This is a genomic window from Flavobacterium chilense, assembly GCF_001602525.1.
In the GTDB taxonomy this organism is placed as follows: domain Bacteria; phylum Bacteroidota; class Bacteroidia; order Flavobacteriales; family Flavobacteriaceae; genus Flavobacterium; species Flavobacterium chilense.
The window spans coordinates 941,835-960,126 of record NZ_LSYT01000002.1; the positions used below are offsets into that span (position 1 = coordinate 941,835).

19 protein-coding genes are annotated in these 18,292 nt (G+C 32.5%); 11 read left to right on the forward strand and 8 right to left on the reverse strand.

All coding sequences use genetic code 11. The features are described 5' to 3' along the window. Positions 1 to 49: 49 nt before the first annotated feature. The 5 genes from A4F88_RS09280 to A4F88_RS09300 form a co-directional block, all read right to left on the reverse strand. The gene (locus tag A4F88_RS09280) at positions 50 to 550 is read right to left on the reverse strand and encodes a nuclear transport factor 2 family protein (RefSeq protein WP_068842282.1); all 501 of its coding nucleotides are present in this window, start codon (positions 548 to 550) and stop codon (positions 50 to 52) included. Between the two features lie 13 nt (positions 551 to 563). Further along, positions 564 to 2,081: a serine hydrolase domain-containing protein gene (locus A4F88_RS09285; protein WP_068842283.1), complete on the reverse strand. Its 1,518-nt coding sequence runs from the start codon at positions 2,079 to 2,081 to the stop codon at positions 564 to 566. 76 nt (positions 2,082 to 2,157) lie between these two features. Then, on the reverse strand, positions 2,158 to 2,964 hold the full coding sequence (locus A4F88_RS09290) for a helix-turn-helix transcriptional regulator (protein ID WP_068842284.1): 807 nt from the start codon (positions 2,962 to 2,964) through the stop codon (positions 2,158 to 2,160). 60 nt (positions 2,965 to 3,024) lie between these two features. Continuing rightward, complete coding sequence (locus A4F88_RS09295) at positions 3,025 to 3,576, reverse strand: HD domain-containing protein (RefSeq protein WP_068842285.1); 552 nt, start codon at positions 3,574 to 3,576, stop codon at positions 3,025 to 3,027. 65 nt (positions 3,577 to 3,641) lie between these two features. Beyond that, on the reverse strand, positions 3,642 to 4,289 hold the full coding sequence (locus A4F88_RS09300) for a GNAT family N-acetyltransferase (protein ID WP_245179066.1): 648 nt from the start codon (positions 4,287 to 4,289) through the stop codon (positions 3,642 to 3,644). Positions 4,290 to 4,605: 316 nt separating this feature from the next. Between A4F88_RS09300 and A4F88_RS09305 the strand changes: the two genes are divergently transcribed. Further along, a complete protein-coding gene (locus A4F88_RS09305; RefSeq protein WP_068842286.1) occupies positions 4,606 to 5,949 on the forward strand; it encodes an FAD-dependent oxidoreductase in 1,344 nt (447 codons plus the stop codon). 82 nt (positions 5,950 to 6,031) lie between these two features. On the opposite strand, the gene A4F88_RS09310 is transcribed toward A4F88_RS09305, so the two are convergent. Beyond that, a complete protein-coding gene (locus tag A4F88_RS09310) occupies positions 6,032 to 7,549 on the reverse strand; it encodes a helicase HerA-like domain-containing protein (protein WP_068842287.1) in 1,518 nt (505 codons plus the stop codon). A gap of 380 nt (positions 7,550 to 7,929) precedes the next feature. On the opposite strand from A4F88_RS09310, the gene A4F88_RS09315 reads away from it, so the two are divergent. The 8 genes from A4F88_RS09315 (at position 7,930) to A4F88_RS09350 (ending at position 14,426) form a co-directional block, all read left to right on the forward strand. After that, positions 7,930 to 8,754 (forward strand): MotA/TolQ/ExbB proton channel family protein, encoded by an 825-nt coding sequence (locus A4F88_RS09315; RefSeq protein WP_068842288.1) that lies wholly within the window; start codon positions 7,930 to 7,932, stop codon positions 8,752 to 8,754. A 57-nt stretch (positions 8,755 to 8,811) separates the two neighbouring features. Beyond that, positions 8,812 to 9,438 carry an ExbD/TolR family protein gene (locus tag A4F88_RS09320; RefSeq protein ID WP_068842289.1) on the forward strand — a complete coding sequence of 209 codons (627 nt, stop codon included), beginning with the start codon at positions 8,812 to 8,814 and terminating at the stop codon, positions 9,436 to 9,438. A 19-nt stretch (positions 9,439 to 9,457) separates the two neighbouring features. Continuing rightward, a complete protein-coding gene (locus tag A4F88_RS09325; RefSeq protein WP_068842290.1) occupies positions 9,458 to 10,021 on the forward strand; it encodes an ExbD/TolR family protein in 564 nt (187 codons plus the stop codon). Positions 10,022 to 10,051: 30 nt separating this feature from the next. Next, the gene (locus A4F88_RS09330) at positions 10,052 to 10,852 is read left to right on the forward strand and encodes an energy transducer TonB (protein ID WP_068842291.1); all 801 of its coding nucleotides are present in this window, start codon (positions 10,052 to 10,054) and stop codon (positions 10,850 to 10,852) included. Further along, positions 10,852 to 11,082 (forward strand): hypothetical protein, encoded by a 231-nt coding sequence (locus A4F88_RS25745; protein ID WP_068842292.1) that lies wholly within the window; start codon positions 10,852 to 10,854, stop codon positions 11,080 to 11,082. The genes A4F88_RS09330 and A4F88_RS25745 overlap by 1 nt, the downstream gene beginning before the upstream one ends. 3 nt (positions 11,083 to 11,085) lie before the next feature. Beyond that, complete coding sequence (locus tag A4F88_RS09340) at positions 11,086 to 12,009, forward strand: PstS family phosphate ABC transporter substrate-binding protein (protein ID WP_068842293.1); 924 nt, start codon at positions 11,086 to 11,088, stop codon at positions 12,007 to 12,009. Positions 12,010 to 12,026: 17 nt separating this feature from the next. Next, the gene (locus tag A4F88_RS09345; protein ID WP_068842294.1) at positions 12,027 to 13,694 is read left to right on the forward strand and encodes a tetratricopeptide repeat protein; all 1,668 of its coding nucleotides are present in this window, start codon (positions 12,027 to 12,029) and stop codon (positions 13,692 to 13,694) included. 99 nt (positions 13,695 to 13,793) lie between these two features. Beyond that, positions 13,794 to 14,426 carry a 7-carboxy-7-deazaguanine synthase QueE gene (locus A4F88_RS09350; RefSeq protein ID WP_068842295.1) on the forward strand — a complete coding sequence of 211 codons (633 nt, stop codon included), beginning with the start codon at positions 13,794 to 13,796 and terminating at the stop codon, positions 14,424 to 14,426. Between the two features lie 81 nt (positions 14,427 to 14,507). Here the strand turns inward: A4F88_RS09350 and A4F88_RS09355 are convergent, their stop codons facing one another. Beyond that, the gene (locus A4F88_RS09355) at positions 14,508 to 15,053 is read right to left on the reverse strand and encodes a YfiT family bacillithiol transferase (protein ID WP_068842296.1); all 546 of its coding nucleotides are present in this window, start codon (positions 15,051 to 15,053) and stop codon (positions 14,508 to 14,510) included. 11 nt (positions 15,054 to 15,064) lie between these two features. Further along, positions 15,065 to 15,775 (reverse strand): class I SAM-dependent methyltransferase, encoded by a 711-nt coding sequence (locus A4F88_RS09360; protein ID WP_068842297.1) that lies wholly within the window; start codon positions 15,773 to 15,775, stop codon positions 15,065 to 15,067. A gap of 75 nt (positions 15,776 to 15,850) precedes the next feature. On the opposite strand from A4F88_RS09360, the gene A4F88_RS09365 reads away from it, so the two are divergent. Both A4F88_RS09365 and A4F88_RS09370 read left to right on the forward strand, forming a co-directional pair. Continuing rightward, on the forward strand, positions 15,851 to 16,345 hold the full coding sequence (locus A4F88_RS09365) for a YkgJ family cysteine cluster protein (RefSeq protein ID WP_068842298.1): 495 nt from the start codon (positions 15,851 to 15,853) through the stop codon (positions 16,343 to 16,345). 98 nt (positions 16,346 to 16,443) lie between these two features. Next, complete coding sequence (locus tag A4F88_RS09370) at positions 16,444 to 17,679, forward strand: ABC transporter permease (protein WP_068842299.1); 1,236 nt, start codon at positions 16,444 to 16,446, stop codon at positions 17,677 to 17,679. Positions 17,680 to 18,292: the final 613 nt, after the last annotated feature.

Sequence of the window (18,292 nt, forward strand, 5' to 3'; positions counted from 1 at the left end):
TTTTTTTTCATTTCATCGGAATAATGAAGATTAGAGCACAGACCAAAAATTACTTTTTGATAGGTCTATGCTCATAACTAACAATTCTTTTTAATACCCAATCCTTTTCTTTTCGTTCCCAAATATGAACAAATCTTCCTGTTCCTGTTGGTTTGCCATCAAAATAAAATGTATGTTCGCCTAGTTGTACTGCTCCAAAATCACCTAGTTTATCAATAGTACAGTAATTTAATTTTCGAATTAATTTTTTCGACATCACACATTTTGAGATTAAAGACTTTATCTCATTTGTTTTAGAAGTATTTAATCCCGAACGATCATCATAAAATTCTATATCCTCAGCAATGATTTTTTTGAAAAGTATCGTGTCACATTGATTAAAGGCAACATCAAAAAGCAAACTGTCCATTTTGATAATTTCCTTTTTTAAAAGGTCCATTTTTAAAACGTAACTATTAGACTGTGCAGAGGTTTCTCTGCTTAAAAACAGGATAAAAAGTATTAATATATTAATCATAGGTGTCATGATTTTGTCTTTTTTAGTTTCCATTTTCCTTATGATTTTAATTGTTTTCCTTTGTTTCGATATCAATTATTTTTCTGCCATTTTCACCCAAATAATGAGCAACAATTTTCTCGTAAACCTTATAACCATCGTCGACATTGGTGAAAATAAGAAGACCTTGTTTGGTTTTTGGGAGTAATAAAAAAATGGTTTGTACACCTTGGTCAGCTCCGCCATGTGATAAGGCAAAATTGTTATTTCCTAAATCATATATTTCAAAACCTAATCCAAAATATTTGTTTTTCTTTGTTTCGACCTGATGTGCCATCATGTCGTCAAAAACTTTTTTACTCAATCCGTCGCTATTCATAATGCTGCATAAAAACGTTCCGTAATCCTGAACTGTCGTCAGTAAATCATCGGCAGCATTTGCTGTTTTGTTTTTTGTAGGTTCATAAGCATTTCCTTTATTATCATAGTCAATAGCATATCTTGAAACATCGGTTATATCGTTCCAGACAAATTTGGTATCCGACATTTTTAACGGTTTAAAAATTAATTCATCTGCTAATTGGGTTAATGTTTTATTGAATTTCTTTTCGAGCGCTTTTCTTAAATATTCAAATCCTTCTCCGGAATATTGATATTTAGTTCCCGGTTTAAATTTAAAATCCAGTTTGCCGGATTTATTCATAGATCTCCAATTTGGAAATCCGGTCTGATGGCTTAAAATAATTCTTGCCGTTAAAAGTTTAGTATTGGGATCGTTTGCAATATCCGGATCTGTCCAGTATTTATAAAGAGGTTCGTCTAAATTTAATTTTCCGGAACTTACCAGTTTTAAAGCGACAATTGCTGTTACAGGTTTGGTCAAAGAAGCGACATTCCAAATGGTGTTGTATGGTGCTGTTACTCCTTTTTTAAGTTCACCAAATACCTTTATTTGCTGAAGTTTTCCATTATCGATTACACCAATTCCAAGTGTGGGAACATTATTTTGTTTTAGCCATTTTTCGATTTCAGAATCATTGTCAAAAATGCTTGATTTGGTTCCTACAGTATTAACTTCCTGATGATCATAACTAAAAGATCTTCTTAGTTTCCAGATTCCATTTTCCAGAATCCAGAGATGAGTAAATCTTGCTGTACTTCCAAATTTATCTTTTCCTCCCGGAGCAGGTTCAAAAAATTGATGAATCCCTACTTGTAAAGCGCCGTACAAAACGCCATTTTTGGATAACGGATAAATCTCTGTACTGCCTTTTACTAAATCTCTTCTGGCCTGGTAGGTTTCGGTAGAACTACATAAACCTTTTCTAATTTTTTTTAGAAACAAAGCTTTGTCCTGAATGCTGTCTTTGTCGTGATAAAATTCAAAATTATCGCTTAATAAATTTTCGAATTGCCTGACATCGCAAGTATTAAAACCAATGTTAAAGAGAAGACTGTCTTTTGACATAATGGTTTTGTACAGTTCGGAGTTTTTTTCTTCCTGAGAAAATCCAATATGGAATTGAAAAAGTAGTATTCCAACTAAAATTACTTTTAGTCGGAAAAATGATTTGTTGATTTTCATTTTGTGATTGATTGATGATTAATGATTTCGCAAAATTAGTTTAATCAAAGCTCACAAAATTGTATAAATGCGAATATTATCTTTTTTTAGAAAGAAAGTAAGAATCTGAATTGAACATTTTTGGAGTAGTTTTGGTCACATCCTTAAACTTTTTGATAAAATGCGACTGATCAAAATATTTGTTGTAAAGTGCAACATCAGTCAATTTTAGTTTTTCTAAATCAGAATGTACCATTTGATCTACAGATTTTCTGAATTTCAGGATTTGAATGTAGTTTTTAATGGTGAGTCCGGTTGCAATTTTAAATTTAATTTGCAACAAACGTTGCGACAGGTTTAAACTTTTTCCAATTTCCGAAACCGTAATTTCTTCATTATGCAGTTTGATACTGTCACAGATTTTTTCAATGAGATTTTTATTTGGATTTTCAGTGTTTAATTCCTCAAAATAAGAGTTCAGGATGTTAACTAATATAGAAATATCACTGTTTAAATCCGTTTTAATTTCTGTTTTAAAAGGTAAATCACCGGAATTAATTCTGATAATAGCATCTGTAAAATTGCTCAAATCGTAATTAGGGAACATCGAAAGTGTCCAGGCATGCAACTGAATAATAGTGACTTTGGTTCTGGGCTGAATATTCACGAGAACTTTATTGGTCATTTGCGAACAAAAGTAAAATCCTTCGTTCATTTCGTATTTGCTTTTACTGGTGTGAACTTCTATGGCATTACCGCTTACAATGGCGATATTAAAACAGCCATTGGGTAAAACGAGTTTGTTTTCGATCAGACTTTCGCCGATGCTGTTATCCAGACACCAAATTTTATTGACAAACCGTTCGCAATTTTTGCTTACATAATATTCTGAGTATAATTGCATTTTAGATTTATTATGTTGGTTTGTGAAGGATTGACTTTGTACCTAAATAATGTTTTTAATTTATTCTTTAGCAATATAACAATTAGAATAGTTTTGAATTCTTTCGGACAATCTTTTTTCTAAATATTCATTAGCTCCTTGTAGTGAATTTAGTATGTGTAAAGCCTCTTTATGGTATTCTTTGATTTTTTCCGGACTCCAATTCTCCGGAGGAATTTGTAAATTAGTAATTCTGTCTGCTAGTTTTACAGACCAAACTTCTTTTGATAAGTTTTTAATCCGGGAAAGGCTATCGCTCATTCTTTCTTCTTTCGGAATTTGGCTGTTTTTGGTCAGTGCGAGAACAGCCACAGCAATTTCTTCATTAAAGTTATGAGTAAGTTCGTCAAATGTAGTTTCTGTATCTTCCAGAATATCATGTAATAAAGCTACCTGAATTGTAAATGCGGTATCAAAATGTTCGCCTTCCTGAGAAGCAATTATTATTTCCATTGCAACATTACTTAAATGAACAACATAAGGCAAATTAGTTCCGGGAATTACCTGATTTTGATCTGCGTGTTTTTTAGCTGCAAATTTTATAGTTTTTTGATATATAGTTTGTAATTCCATTAGCAATATCATATTTTAAGATAAGCTAAAGTAATGCTTTTTTGGATGAAAAATATCTGCTTGTCTTAGATAAATTCATGGAAATATTCTCGTTTCGTCAGATTCCAATCCTCCAAAATAATACTGTAATAAACATCATCTTTACTTATTCCCTCAGAATCAACATAGTTGTTTCTGAATATACCTTCTTTTACGGATCCTAATTTTTCAATTGCCCTTTGCGATTTTTTGTTTTCAAGATCAGCACTAAATTGTATTCTTCTAAATTGAATATTTTCGAAACCAAAATTCAATAATTCATATTTGCAGGCTTTATTTAATCCTGTTCCCTGAAAATCTTTTCCGTACCAGGTCCAGCCAATTTCACATTTTTGGTTGGCATAATTTAAATAACCATAACGTGTGCTTCCGGCAACTTTGTTTGTGGCTTTGTCTATAATAAGGAAGGGATAACAAATTCCGGCTGCTTTTTGATTTAAAGTATTTTGAATATAGTTTTCAAAGTCTTGATCGTTTCGGACATACATTCCCATATATTTCCAGATTTCATCATCAAAAATTATTTCTTTTAGTTCAATGTTTCTTTCATTCTCAAACGGGATTAATAAAACTTTTTCGTTTTCCAGAATGATATCAGATTGTAGTAGTTCGCTTTTCATGGTTAGTTGTGTGTAATCTACTTTGATTAAGTCTTTTTTGATACAGTAAATCATTTTCAAATCAGTTTTAATCTGTGAAATACTTTTTTATTGTCGAACGAAAGTAGTCTTTTTCAGATTGCTAATAAATCATTTAAAAACCAAATTTGTTATGAAAACCGGAGTCGCATGAGGGATAGAAACGGTATCTCCCGATTTAGAAAAACAAGGCTTTTTGGCCGTAGTTTTTGTTAATCGGGAATATAGTGTATAGCCCGACCCGCTTTTTTCGGCGGGACATGCCCATATAAATCATAAATATTTCCTTTATTTTTAAGCTCTTGTAGAATTATTACTTATTTTTACGATCTTATTATTTAGATTTTCGTTGATGCAAACTTCACTAAAAATTGCTGTTGTTGGTTCTGGATTGGTAGGATCACTGTTGGCAATTTACCTTAAAAAAGCAGGTCATACCGTTCATGTTTATGATCGTAGCCCTGATATTCGTAAAATTAATTTTTCGGGTCGTTCTATTAATCTGGCAATGTCTAATCGTGGTTGGAAGGCTCTTGACGGAGTTGGCGTTGGCGATGCGGTTCGTGAAATTGCAATTCCTATGGATAAACGAGCGATTCATTTGGTCGACAAACTAAATTTTCAGAATTACGGTCAGGAAGGCGAATCGATTTATTCGATTTCAAGAGGTACCCTGAACCGGAAAATGATTGATCTTGCTGAAAATGCCGGAGCTGAATTTTATTTTGAACAAAAAATCTGGGATGTAACACTAAGTGATGCAACTCTTCATATTGGAGAAACCGAAAGGGGCGAGTGGGAGGAAGTAAAGTATGATATGGTTTTTGGTGCTGATGGTGCTTTTTCGAGAATCCGCCACAGAATGCAGCGTCAGAGTATGTTCAACTATTCGCAGGAATTTTTGAATATGGGATATAAAGAATTGAATATTCCGGCAAACCCTGATGCGACACATAAACTGGATAAAAATTCATTTCATATCTGGCCTAGAGGTGAATATATGTTAATTGCACTTCCTAATTTAGACGGAAGTTTTACCTGTACATTGTTTATGCCTTTTGAAGGTGAAAACTCTTTTGCTTCGCTAACAGATCGTAAAATGGTAGAGGATTTCTTTGAGAGAAATTTTCCGGATTCGATCGAGGTAATTCCGGAACTGGCAAACGATTTCTTTAAAAATCCAACCAGTACTCTGGTAACTATGAAATGTTTTCCGTGGACTTATGAAAATAAAATTGCTTTGATCGGAGATGCCTGTCATGCTATTGTTCCGTTTTACGGACAAGGAATGAACGCAGGTTTTGAAGATATTTCAGTCTTGTATGAAATGATTCAGAAATATGGAGACGACTGGAAGAAGATTTTTTCTGAATATGAAATCTCACGTAAACCAAATGCCGATGCCATTGCTGAACTTTCGTATAGAAATTTCATGGAAATGAGTACCAAAACGGCAGATGAAAAATTCTTGTTGCAAAAGAAAATAGAAAAAGCATTTTCTGATAAATATCCGGATAAATGGATTCCATTATATAGCCGTGTAACTTTTAGTGATCGTCCTTATGCCGAAGCTTTAGCTATTGGTGATTTTCAGAACGGAATTATGGAAGAAGTTTTAAAACTTGATAATATCGAAAGGATATGGAACACTCCCGAAGTCGAAAATAAGATTTTGGATTTGTTGCAAAACGCATAATTTTATATCAATTATAATATCAATATCAATTACAATTTTTACTCTTGTAATTGATATTGATTTTTGACATTATAACTGTTTTTTACTTTTTGAATATTTTAGATAAAACTCCAAAAACACCTCTGATAAAAGTAGCACTGGTCACCACTTTTAAGACTGATTTTGTTACAACACTTGTAGTACTTGGTTCAGCCTTTGAAGATCTTGCCGGAGCTTGTTGTTCCTGCTCTGCATTGGCTTGTTCAGCATCAGCTATTTTTTTGTTCAGGATTTCGTAAGCACTTTCACGATCAATTTCCTCTACATATTTTTTAACAAGTTTAGATTTGTTGTTGATTGCTTCGATTTCATCAGAAGTTAAAACGTCCATTCTGCTCATTGGCGCACGCATCATAGTGGCTACTAATGGTGTCGGAATGCCTTTTTCGTTTAACGCTGTAACCAAAGCTTCTCCAATTCCTAAACTGGTCAGTAATTCATCTGTTTTGTAATATGGTGAAGTTGGGTAATTATCAGCTGTTTTTTTTATCGCCTGGCGATCATTTGCTGTAAATGCTCTTAAAGCGTGCTGGATTTTTAATCCTAATTGAGCCAAAACACCACTTGGCACATCCATTGGATTTTGAGTTACAAAATAAATTCCAATACCTTTAGAGCGGATCAGTTTTACAATCGTTTCAATTTGTTCCAGAAGAACTTTACTGGCTTCATTAAAAATCAAGTGTGCTTCGTCAATAAAGATAACCAATTCAGGTTGTGCTACATCTCCTTTTTCTGGCATTTGCTGGTAAATTTCAGCCAATAAACTCAGCATAAATGTGGAGAATAATTTGGGTTTGTCCTGAATATCGGTAAGCCGAATGATGTTTACATATCCTTTTCCATTTTCATCAATTCGCATTAAATCATCAATTTCAAAAGAAAGTTCACCAAAAAATAAATCACCTCCCTGTTGTTCTAATTCTATAATTTTTCTTAAAATAGTTCCGGTTGTAGCAGTTGAGATTTTGCCATAATTTGCAGCAATTTCTTCTTTACCTTCTTCTGTAATATAGTTAATTACTTTTTTAATATCTTTTAGATCTAATAAAGGCATTTTGCTGTCATCGCAATATTTAAAAATAACAGCAACAACACCTGCCTGAGTATCATTTAAACCTAAGATTCTGGAGAATAAAACAGGGCCAAATTCAGAAACAGTTGCTCGTAAACGAACACCATTTTGTTTAGAAAGCGACATTAATTCAACAGGAAATGAAGCAACATTATAGGGAATGTCTATTTTAGCATGACGTTCTGTAATAAAAGCTTCTTCTTTACCTTCTTTAGCTATTCCGCTAAAATCACCTTTAATATCCATCATTAAAACAGGTATTCCGGCATTAGAAAGTTGCTCAGAAAAAACCTGTATGGTTTTGGTTTTTCCTGTTCCGGTTGCACCCGCAATAAGTCCGTGACGATTTAACGTTTTTAACGGGATTTTTACATGAGCTTCAGCAAGTGGTTCCCCGTCAAGCATAGCGCCTCCAAGGGTTATACTATCACCCTTAGATTGATAACCATTGTTTATATCCTGAATGAAATTATCTTTTTTATTCATGTTTTTATTTGTAATTTAGATGATTATAAGAATATTGCTTGGTTTTTTAACAATTTACGTTCGTTTTTTTTAGTAAGAAAAAGCCTTTTTTGATTGAAAAAAACATAAAAAAAAATTTCGCAACTTTTTAAGAAGATATCAAAGGAATGTTTGAATATTTACTAAAACGTTGTAATTTTCCCATTAATCGCCCTGTTTTTTGTTTTATCTAAAAAATGATGTCGGCAATTTAATGAGATATTTTTTAAATTGACGTTAAATTTCCTTCAATAAAATTAAAAAAAGTTTTTTTATTTAAACTAAACGTATAAATTTGCTCCTCTACAAGTTAAATATAACTAAAAAATAAAAATTATTTAAAACTATTAAAATTAAAAAAAATGGCAAACGTTAAAGTTAAAAAAGAAAGCACTTCAAATGGAGGAGGAATGATTACAGGAATCATTATTGTAGCGTGTATCTTAGTTGGGGTGTTTATTTGGAAAGTAATCATGGGGGATTCATCTAACTTCGAGGGAGGTAATCCAGAAACAGGTCACCCGATCAATACATTAGGTCAAGTATATAAAGGAGGTTTTATTGTACCAGTATTATTAGGTATGTTTTTAATGGTTGTTGTTTTTTCTATTGAAAGATTTATCGTTATCGGTAAAGCTGCTGGTAAAGCTAACTTAGATGCATTTATGAAAAATGTACAAGGAAGTATTAAAGAAGGAAACATCGAGGCTGCTATCGCTTCATGTGACAAACAACAAGGTTCAGTTGCAAATGCAATTAAATCTGCTTTGATTAAATATCAAGATGTTAAAAAAGAAGGTTTCAATAGTGAAGAAGCTTCAGAAGTAATCCACAAAGAAATCGAAGAGGCAACTTCATTAGAAATGCCAATGTTAGAAAAAAATATGACTATTATCTCTACTTTAGTATCATTAGGAACTTTAGGAGGATTATTAGGAACTGTATCTGGTATGATTAAAGCGTTTGGTGCGTTAGCTTCTGCTGGAACTCCAGACCAGGCTGCTCTTGCAACAGGTATTTCTGAGGCACTTATCAACACTGCAACAGGTATCTCTACTTCTATCTTAGCGATCGTTTCTTACAACTTCTTTACTGCTAAAATTGACGATTTAACTTACTCTATCGATGAGGCTGGTACTACAATCGTGAATACTTACAGAAGATTCAGAGGGAGTTTGAAACAATAATTAATTTTTGATATTAATAATTACAATTAATTATATCAAAATATAAAATAAAAGAGAATGGCTAAAATAAAAATGAAAAAAAAGTCAACATCGACAGATATGACTGCCATGTGTGATGTTGCGTTCCTTTTGCTTACGTTCTTTATTTTGACCGCTACTGCTAAGGTGCCTGAAGCACTTCCTGTAGATATGCCTTCTTCTACTGTTCAAAGTAAATTACCTGATACAGATTTAGCTATTATTACAATAGGTAAAGGAAAAGACGGAAAAAGTAAAGTATTTTTCGATATCAAAGGAAGAGAGATTCGTAAAAGAAGTCTTGAAGGAATGGGAGCTAAATTAGGTGTGACTTTTTCAGAAGATGATAAAACTAAATTTGCATTAATGGATGACTTTGGTGTGCCATTAGCAAATTTGAAGCAAATCATTGGAATGAAAGCTTCTGATAGAGTTAAAGCGGATCAACCTGGAATTCCAATTGATTCTTTAGATAATCAATTAAAAGAGTGGCTTTTGGTTTCAAGAAGAGCTGCGATTGACCTTGATAACAAAGAATTGCAAATTGCAATAAAAGGTGATGCTAAAGAACAATATCCACAAATCAAAAAGATTATGGATATTTTACAAGATCAAAAAATCAATTCCTTTAACTTAGTTACAGGGATGAGAGGAAAAGACTTTTAATTAAAAAAGATACACTAAAATGGCTGAATTAAATACCGGCGACGGTGGTGGCGGAAAAGGTGGTAAAGTAAGAAGTAAAAAGCAGAATTCGAAGGTCGATTTAACGGCAATGGTGGATTTGGCATTCTTATTGATCACGTTCTTTATGTTAACCACATCGTTGTCAAAACCTCAATCGATGGATTTGTCATTGCCAGATAAAGATCCTATAGATAAAACTCCTCCTGTAAAGGTTGATGAGAATCGTACAATGACTGTTATGATGGGGGCAGATAATAAATTGGTTTACTACATGGGGTTGTTAGCGACTCCTATTGCTGGTCCTAAAGATATTGCATATGGTAAAGATGGAATTCGTAGAGAATTGCTTAAAAGAAAGAAATCAGTTTTAGAATATTCTGCTTCTAAAGGGAAACCAAAAAATGGAATCATTGTTATTATAAAACCTACTAAAAAATCAACTTACCGTAATTTAGTTGATATGTTAGATGAGATGGCTATTACAGGAGTTGATACTTATGCTATTGTTCCTGAGTTTACTCCAGAGGAATCAAAATTGATAGATAAGCCTGAACAAAAGTAATTTTGTTTTAATACACTAAAATCTAAAAAAATGAAGTTAGATATAATCAAAAATCAGTGGCTTGATATCGTATTCGAAGGACGTAATAAGATATATGGTGCATATGAGTTAAGAAAAGCAAACGGTAAAACTACGGTAAAAGCACTTATCATAGGTTCTGTTATTTTTAGCTTTGCTGTTGCAGCTCCTCTTATTGCAAGCTTTTTACCAGATTCGAATTCAGAAGATGTAAATACAGATATTAAGATTGCGACAGTAAAATTACCTCCTAAAAAAGAGGAAGTAAAGCCTAATGAACCACCACCACCACCACCACCACCAAAAGTGGACCAGGTTAAGTTTGTGAAACCAGTGGTTGCAAAAGCAAATGAAGTGACAGAAGATCCTCCAAAAATTGAGGAACTTAAAGATAAAAAAGTTGGTTCTGAAACCATCAAAGGAGATCCAGATGCAGTTTTAACTGTTGATGAGCCAGTTGGTAAAGGACCAGTTACAGAGATCATTCAGGAAGATAACAATGTTTATAATACTGCAGGTATCGAAGTAAAACCAGATTTCCCTGGAGGAATTGAAAAATTCTACAAATTCGTAGGAAACAATTATAAAACTCCAGAAGAAGAAGGTTTAAAAGGTAAAGTTTATGTTACTTTTGTAGTTGAAAAAGACGGTTCATTAACCGACATTAAAGTTTTAAGGGATATCGGTTACGGTACAGGAGCAGAAGCAATTCGTGTTCTTAAAAAGTGTCCAAAATGGACTCCTGGCGAGCAAAATGGTAAAAAAGTTAGAGTACTTTACTCTCTTCCTATTACTATTCAATCTGCAGAATAATGTTAAAAGATATGCTTAATAATATTCAGAAGAAATCGCTCAAAGAGCGATTTCTTCTTGTTTTAGGAATACTCTTTTTTTTAATATATCTTGTACTAGGTTTAATGATTATGTTTTGGGAAAAACTGCCATTAGATATGGAGCCAAAATACAGATATGCTTTTGGTGGATTGCTAATCGTTTATTCCGGTATACGCTTTCTAAGATTAATTAATTCAAACGCAGAATAAATAATGTTAAAATATAGTAAGATAGCAGGTTTGGTAGTTTTTGTTTTTTTGTTTGCCATGTGTAACCAAAAAAGCAAAAGTGAAGCAGATAAAGAAACAATTTTAAAAGGAGCAATTGATATTACAGTTGATGAAACTATAAAGCCTATTGTAGAGGATGAAGTTGCTGTTTTTGAAGGAACTTACTATGATGCTAAAATTACAATAAAACCTAAATCTGAGGCAGAACTTATCAATGATTTACTGAACCAGAAGGCAAAGGTTGTAATTACGGCACGAGATCTGACAGAAGAAGAAAAAGCTAAATTTGAAAAAAATAAAATCAATCCCAGAGTAACACCTTTTGCAACAGATGCAATCGCATTTATTTCAAACAAAGGCAATAATGATACATTAATTGCGTTGAAAACGGTAATTGATTTTATGCAGGGCAAATCCGATTCAGGAATAAAAGGACTTGTGTTTGATAATCCAAATTCAAGTACCGTACGATACATGAAAGAATTGGCGAAAGTAAAAGATGTTCCTGTAAAAAATGTTTTTTCTTTTAAAACTAACGATGAAGTTATTAAATTCGTATCAGAAAATGATGGGATGATTGGTGTAGTTGGTGTAAATTGGCTTTCACAACCTTCTCCGGCAATGGCAGATGTTGTTAAAAATATACATGTTTTGAGTGTTAAAGGTTTGAATGATGATAAATATTACAGCCCGACTCAAAATGATCTTGCGGAGAAAAAATATCCTTTGGCACGTGATTTGTTTATTATTAACTGTCAGGGATATACAGGTTTGGGAATGGGATTTGCCTCTTTTATTGCCGGTGATATCGGACAGCGTATCGTTTTAAAATCAAGTTTATTGCCAGTGAGAACTCCGGGAAGAAAACTTAAAATTAGAAATCAAATTATTAGAGATAAAGAATAAATTAATTACAATTAAAGATGAATAAATTTAAAATTTTTAGTCTTGCCTTAGTTGCTTCAGCTTCTGTTGCAAAAGCGCAAGATATCAAAGAAGCTAAAAAAGCGATCGATGCTGAGCAATTTCAAAAAGCGAAGTCATTGCTAAAATCAATCATCAAAGCAAAACCTTCTGATGGAGAAGCTAATTTTGTTTTAGGTAATGTGTATTTAAACCAGGCTATTGCTGATTCGGCTAAAATTTATTATTTAAATGGATTACAGGCATCAGACAAGAAAAACTTAAACTATATTGGTTTAGGTCAGTTAGATCTTGATGCAAAAAATAGCGCTTCAGCTCAGGCTAATTTTGGTTTGGCTACAAAAGATATGAAACGTAAAGATGTTGACGAATTCGTTTATATTGGTAGAGCTTATATGAATTCAACATCGCCGGATTATACAAATGCAATTGCAAGTTTAAAACGTGCTTTGTTAATTGATCCGCAAAATGCAAATGCACTTTTAGCAATAGGAGATGCGTATTATGGGGCAAACAATCAAAATGATGCTTATAAGGCATACCGTGATGCATTTACTGCTGATCCAACACTTTTAAGAGCAAAAATGCAATTAGGAGTTTTGTTAAAAGGAGCTAAATCTTACGAAGAAGCAATTAAAGCTTTTAATGAAGTTATTGCTTTAAATGCTAATTATGGTCCTGTTTACAGAGAATTAGCTGAAACATATTACAAATGGGGAAGAAATAAACCTTCTACTTCAAAAGTTAATATGCAAAATGCAATTACTAACTATGAGAAATACTTAAGTCTAACAGATTATTCATTAGATTCTAAAATGCGTCATGCGGATTTCCTGATCTTGGTTAAAGATTATAAAAATCTTGAATCTGTAGCAAACAAAATGATTGCTGAAGATAAAGTAAATCCAAGAATTTATAGATATTTAGGGTATGCTGCATATGAAAATGGTAATGTAGATGTTGCAATTAAATCTATCGAAGATTACATCAAGGTGCCTTCAAATAAAGTAATTGGTAGAGATTATTTGTATTTAGGTTTATCAAAAATTAAAAAAGGAACTAATGCGGAAGGTGTTGTTGATCAGGCAGCGTTTGATGCTGGTATAGCAGATATTAAAAAAGCAACTGAATTAGAGCCTTTAGTCGTTGAAGAACTTGCTGATTTAGGAAAAGCTTTATTTGGTAAAAAACAATTTGCTCAGGCAGCTACAGTTTTTGAACTTGGAACTGGTAACAAAGAGTCTAAAAATTATTTAGATGATAACGTTTACTATGGTATTTCGCTTTATTATGCAAATGCAAATAAAACAAATGGTGCTGCAGATCCTGTTGCGTTAGGTAAAGCTGATGCTGCTTTTGATAGAATTTTAGAAGCTTCTCCAACATATGATGAAGCTTACTTGTACAAAGGTAGAATTAACAACTTGTTGGAAAAAGACGATTTGATTATTAAAAACTACGAAGAGTACGTTACAAGAATTACAGCAAAAGGCGCAGAGGAACTAGCTAAGCCAGCTACTGCTAAGAAAGTTATAGAAGCTTACAATAGTATTGGAGCTAGTTATGCTAATACTGATAAAGCAAAAGCAATTGAGTATTTTAATAAAACTTTGGTTTTAGATCCTGCAAATGCTTATGCTTTGCAATCTGTAAAAGCTTTAAAATAAGATTTAATTTTATTAAATAAAAAGCCGATAGTTTCAAAAAACTATCGGCTTTTTTTGTTCCGTATTTAATTGACTATCTTTGCACTTTAAATTAAAATAATGTTATCAAAAGAAATACAATTAGAAGTAAATAAAGGAGCAATGTTGCCTTTGATGGAAGAGTTTTACACGATTCAGGGAGAAGGTTTTCATACAGGGACTGCTGCTTACTTTATACGAATTGGGGGTTGTGATGTTGGTTGTCACTGGTGTGATGTGAAGGAAAGCTGGAATGCAGAATTGCATCCGCCAACAAGTATTGATTTAATTGTAGATAATGCATCAAGTCAGGCAGATACAGTTGTCATTACAGGAGGTGAACCTTTAACCTGGGATATGAGTCTATTAACTCAGGAATTAAAAAACAAGAATTTAAAAGTACATATCGAAACTTCGGGAGCATATCCGTTAACAGGAGTTTGGGATTGGATTTGTCTTTCTCCAAAAAAGAATAAGTTACCAACTCAAACAGTATATGATAATGCTCATGAGTTAAAAGTGATTATTTACAACAAGCACGATTTTATTTTTGCAGAAGAGCAGGCAGAGTTAGTAAATGATAAAGCAATTTTGTTTCTTCAGCCAGAATGGAGTAAAAAAGAAGAAATGACACCGCTAATTGTAGATTATGTAATGAATAATCCAAAATGGAGAGTTTCTTTACAAACGCATAAGTATTTAAATATTCCTTAAAAATTTGAATAAAAAAAATCTCTTCATATGAAGAGATTTTTTTTTATTTACAAATGCGGTTTATTATAGGTTAAATGCTTTTTATTTCCAGTTTTTATACTTTTTTAAATTAGTAATATGGGCTAAATGATGCTCACAATGCCAGGCATAACTCCCGATTATTTGTTTTATACGATATTCAGAATTATTTTCAGGATGAATAAAAGATTTTTCTAAATCAGAAGCTGATAAATTTTTCATGATATAGGCTAGTCTAAAATGTAATCCTTCTAATAAAATTAATGTTTGTTGAATAGGCATTGTTAGATTGTCGGGCAATTCAGACCATAATTTCTCATCGTATGCTTTAATAACAGGATTGTTTTCCGTTAAAGCCCACTTTATTCTGATAAAGCAATTCATATGACTATCGGCACAATGATGAACTACCTGGCGAACTGTCCATCCGTCTGGCCTGTAAGGAGTGTCTAATTGTTCCTCGTTTAGATGGATTATTTCATTTTTTAGTTTTTCAGGAAAAGTGGCTATGGTTTTAATACTTCTAACAATATATTCAGAAGTGTACTCGCTTGGAGCTTTAAATTTTCCAATAGGATATTTTAAATTCTCTAATTCTAATGCATTCATGATAGTGAAATTTATAATATGGAAAGTTTTGCTAAGTAATCGTAATGATCTCCTTCTAAAATCAGCTCACATTTTAAACCATTTGCGATAGCAGCATTCTGAAGAGTATTAAAGTCTAAATATAGCCAATTAAAAGGTTCTTCTTTTTCTCCTTTATACGAAATATTGAAAACGAGTTCTCCATAATAATTATTACTGGACGGAATCCACTTTCCGCCATCTTCATCCTCGTCAAACATGTAAATTATATCAGAACTATCTAGTAAGATTTGTCCTTCAGGATTTAGAAGAGATTTTAATTTAGATAAATAAATGTTACAATTTTCTAGTTTTCCAAATATTCCGGTTCCGTTCATTAATAATAGGATCGTGTCAAATTTTTCCCCTTCAAAATCTAAGATGTTTTCTACTTTAGCATTTTTTACACCGCGAAGGTTGCAGGTTTCAATTGCTTTTGGTGAGATGTCAATAGAAATGACATCTAAATTTCGATCATTTTGTAGAGACAAGCTGTGACTTCCTGCGCCACAGCCTATGTCAAGAGTTTTTCCAATGGTCAGTTGAAGAGCTTTTTGTTCTATCTTAGGCATTTCGTCATAGGAACGAAATAGATAATCAATACTCATTTCATCCTCTTCAGAGATAGAAGTTTCTGTTATAATATCCTCCGGCGAGTTATTGGTCTGAAAATCGAACATCGCTTTTCCAAAAAGATCTTTCATTGTATTTTAGTTCAAAAGTTTAAGGTTTCAAGTTTAAAGTTGTTTAATTTTGCAGATCAACTTTAAATTTTAAACTTGAAACAAATTTTAAATAACTTAAATAAGTTAGCCAAAGATAAGCATATCGAAAACAAAAAGTATTTTGATAAGCTCAAAAAGAAACAACCTAAGAATTTAGATTACGTGATGCAGGATTTGCATGATGCTGAATTTAAAAAAACAGATTGTTTACAGTGTGCGAATTGCTGCAAAACCACCGGTCCGTTATTTACTTTGGCAGATATAGAAAGAATTGCTAAATCATTCAGGCAAAAACCACAGCAATTTATCGAACAATATTTGAGAATTGATGAAGATAAAGATTATGTTCTAAAAAGTGTGCCCTGTACTTTTTTGGATAATGAGAATTATTGCATGATTTATGATGTTCGGCCAAAAGCATGTAGAGAATTTCCGCATACAGATCGTAAAAAATTTCACCAAATTGCTGATCTTACTTTGAAAAATGTCGCAATTTGTCCGGCTGCATTTAATATAGTAGAAGAAATGAAAAAGAAACTGCCTTTGTAGGGGATAAGGTTTTGATTCTTTATTGCTTTTTTAAACGTATTTTTGATTCGAAAAAAGAAATGAAAAAGCTCATTAATAATATTTAGATAAATAAAAACTTGAATTTAGAATATTTCATAGCTAAAAGATTAATTACTGCCAAAGATTTTAAAAGCAGTATTTCGGCTCCTATTATTAAGATTGCTATTTCGGCGATTGCGATCGGAATTATTATGATGATAATTTCAGTTGCAACCGGTATTGGATTGCAAAAAAAAATACGCGATAAAGTTTCTGCTTTTAATGGTCAGGTTATAATATCAAATTATGATAATAACAATTCAGAGGTTACATTAACTCCAATTTCTAAGAAACAGGATTTTTATCCCAATTTTAAATCAGTTCCAGAAGTAAGTCATATACAAGCAATCGCAACAAAGGCTGGAATTATCAGGACAGAAAATGCTTTTGAGGGAATTGTTTTTAAAGGAGTTGGAGCAGACTACGAATGGAAAAACATACAAGAGTATCTGGTTGAAGGTAAACTGCCTGATTTTTCTAATTCCCTTAATGAAGATGTTGTAATTTCCAGATTTCTTGTGAATCGACTTAATCTTAAAGTTGGGGATTATTTTAATACCTTTTTTATTAAAGAGGAACAAGGGAAAATGCCTAATAGTCGTAGATTTAAAATAGCTGGTATTTTTAGTTCGGGATTTCAGGATTTTGATGCAACCTATATATTGGGAGATATTCGTCATATACAAAGAATTAATAAATGGAGTTCGGATCAAATTGGAGCCTTTGAAGTTTTTGTAAAAGATTTTGATGAGATAAAGGCAACAGGAGATAAAATTTATGAACAAACATCATCGAATTTAGATACAAAAACAATCGTAGAAAAATACAGTTATATATTCGATTGGTTGCAGCTTTTTGATTTTAACATTGTTGTAATTCTTGCAATCATGATTTTAGTGGCTACTATTAATATGGTGGTCGCTCTATTAGTTCTTATTTTAGAGCGTACCCAGATGATTGGAATCTTAAAAGCATTAGGTGCGAATAATTGGGCGGTTAGAAAAATATTTCTTTATAATGCTTTTTATCTTATTGTTCGCGGATTGTTTTGGGGGAATTTGATTGGTATTGCATTGCTTCTTATTCAACAGCAGTTTGGAGTGGTGCATTTAAACCCTGAAAACTATTATGTGAACCAGGCTCCTGTGTATTTAAACTGGGGTTATATTGGTTTGTTGAATTTGCTTACTGTTACAGTTTGTTTTATTGTGTTGCTGATTCCTTCTTACATAATCACAAAAATTTCTCCGGTAAAAGCTATTCGTTTCGATTAACTGAGGCTATATTATTAGATATATACAATCCGCCAGATTTTAGTAATCTGGCGGATTCTTTTTTGAGTAGATATAATATGTATCGAATTTTTACCTGGATAAGAAGTCAAAGTTTTTTAGGAATTCAGGTTACGTAATTATGAGTTTACTCCTGTTGTTCGTTTCACATCTGTGTCAAGCCTTGTTGCAGAAGGGTTTTTATTACTATCGAGATTGGGTTGGTATGTTTTTTATGAGAGCTTTATTGAGTATTCAGGTCCATAGAATGTCTAAAAGCACCCTCTGTGGTTGCTTTATGTTTTCAATCATCTAAAAAGGGTGACGAGTCTTCCTTATATAAGGTATAAAGATCTGGATAAAGAGTGCTAAAAAGATGCAAAGTTGCTAAAACTGGCAGGTTTTACTGTGATGAAATTAGAGTAAATCTATTTGACTACGGAAAATTCTGAGAATTGTTAAAAAAGTTGGTATGCTAAGTTTTGTGTTATCAGAGTGTTAAGAAAAAGTTTTAAAAAAGAGCAAAAATAGTTTGTGAAAGGTATTGTAGAACTGAATAAAGGTGCTACTTTTGCACCCGCAACAACGAATAAGTTCACTGATATACTGGCAAGAT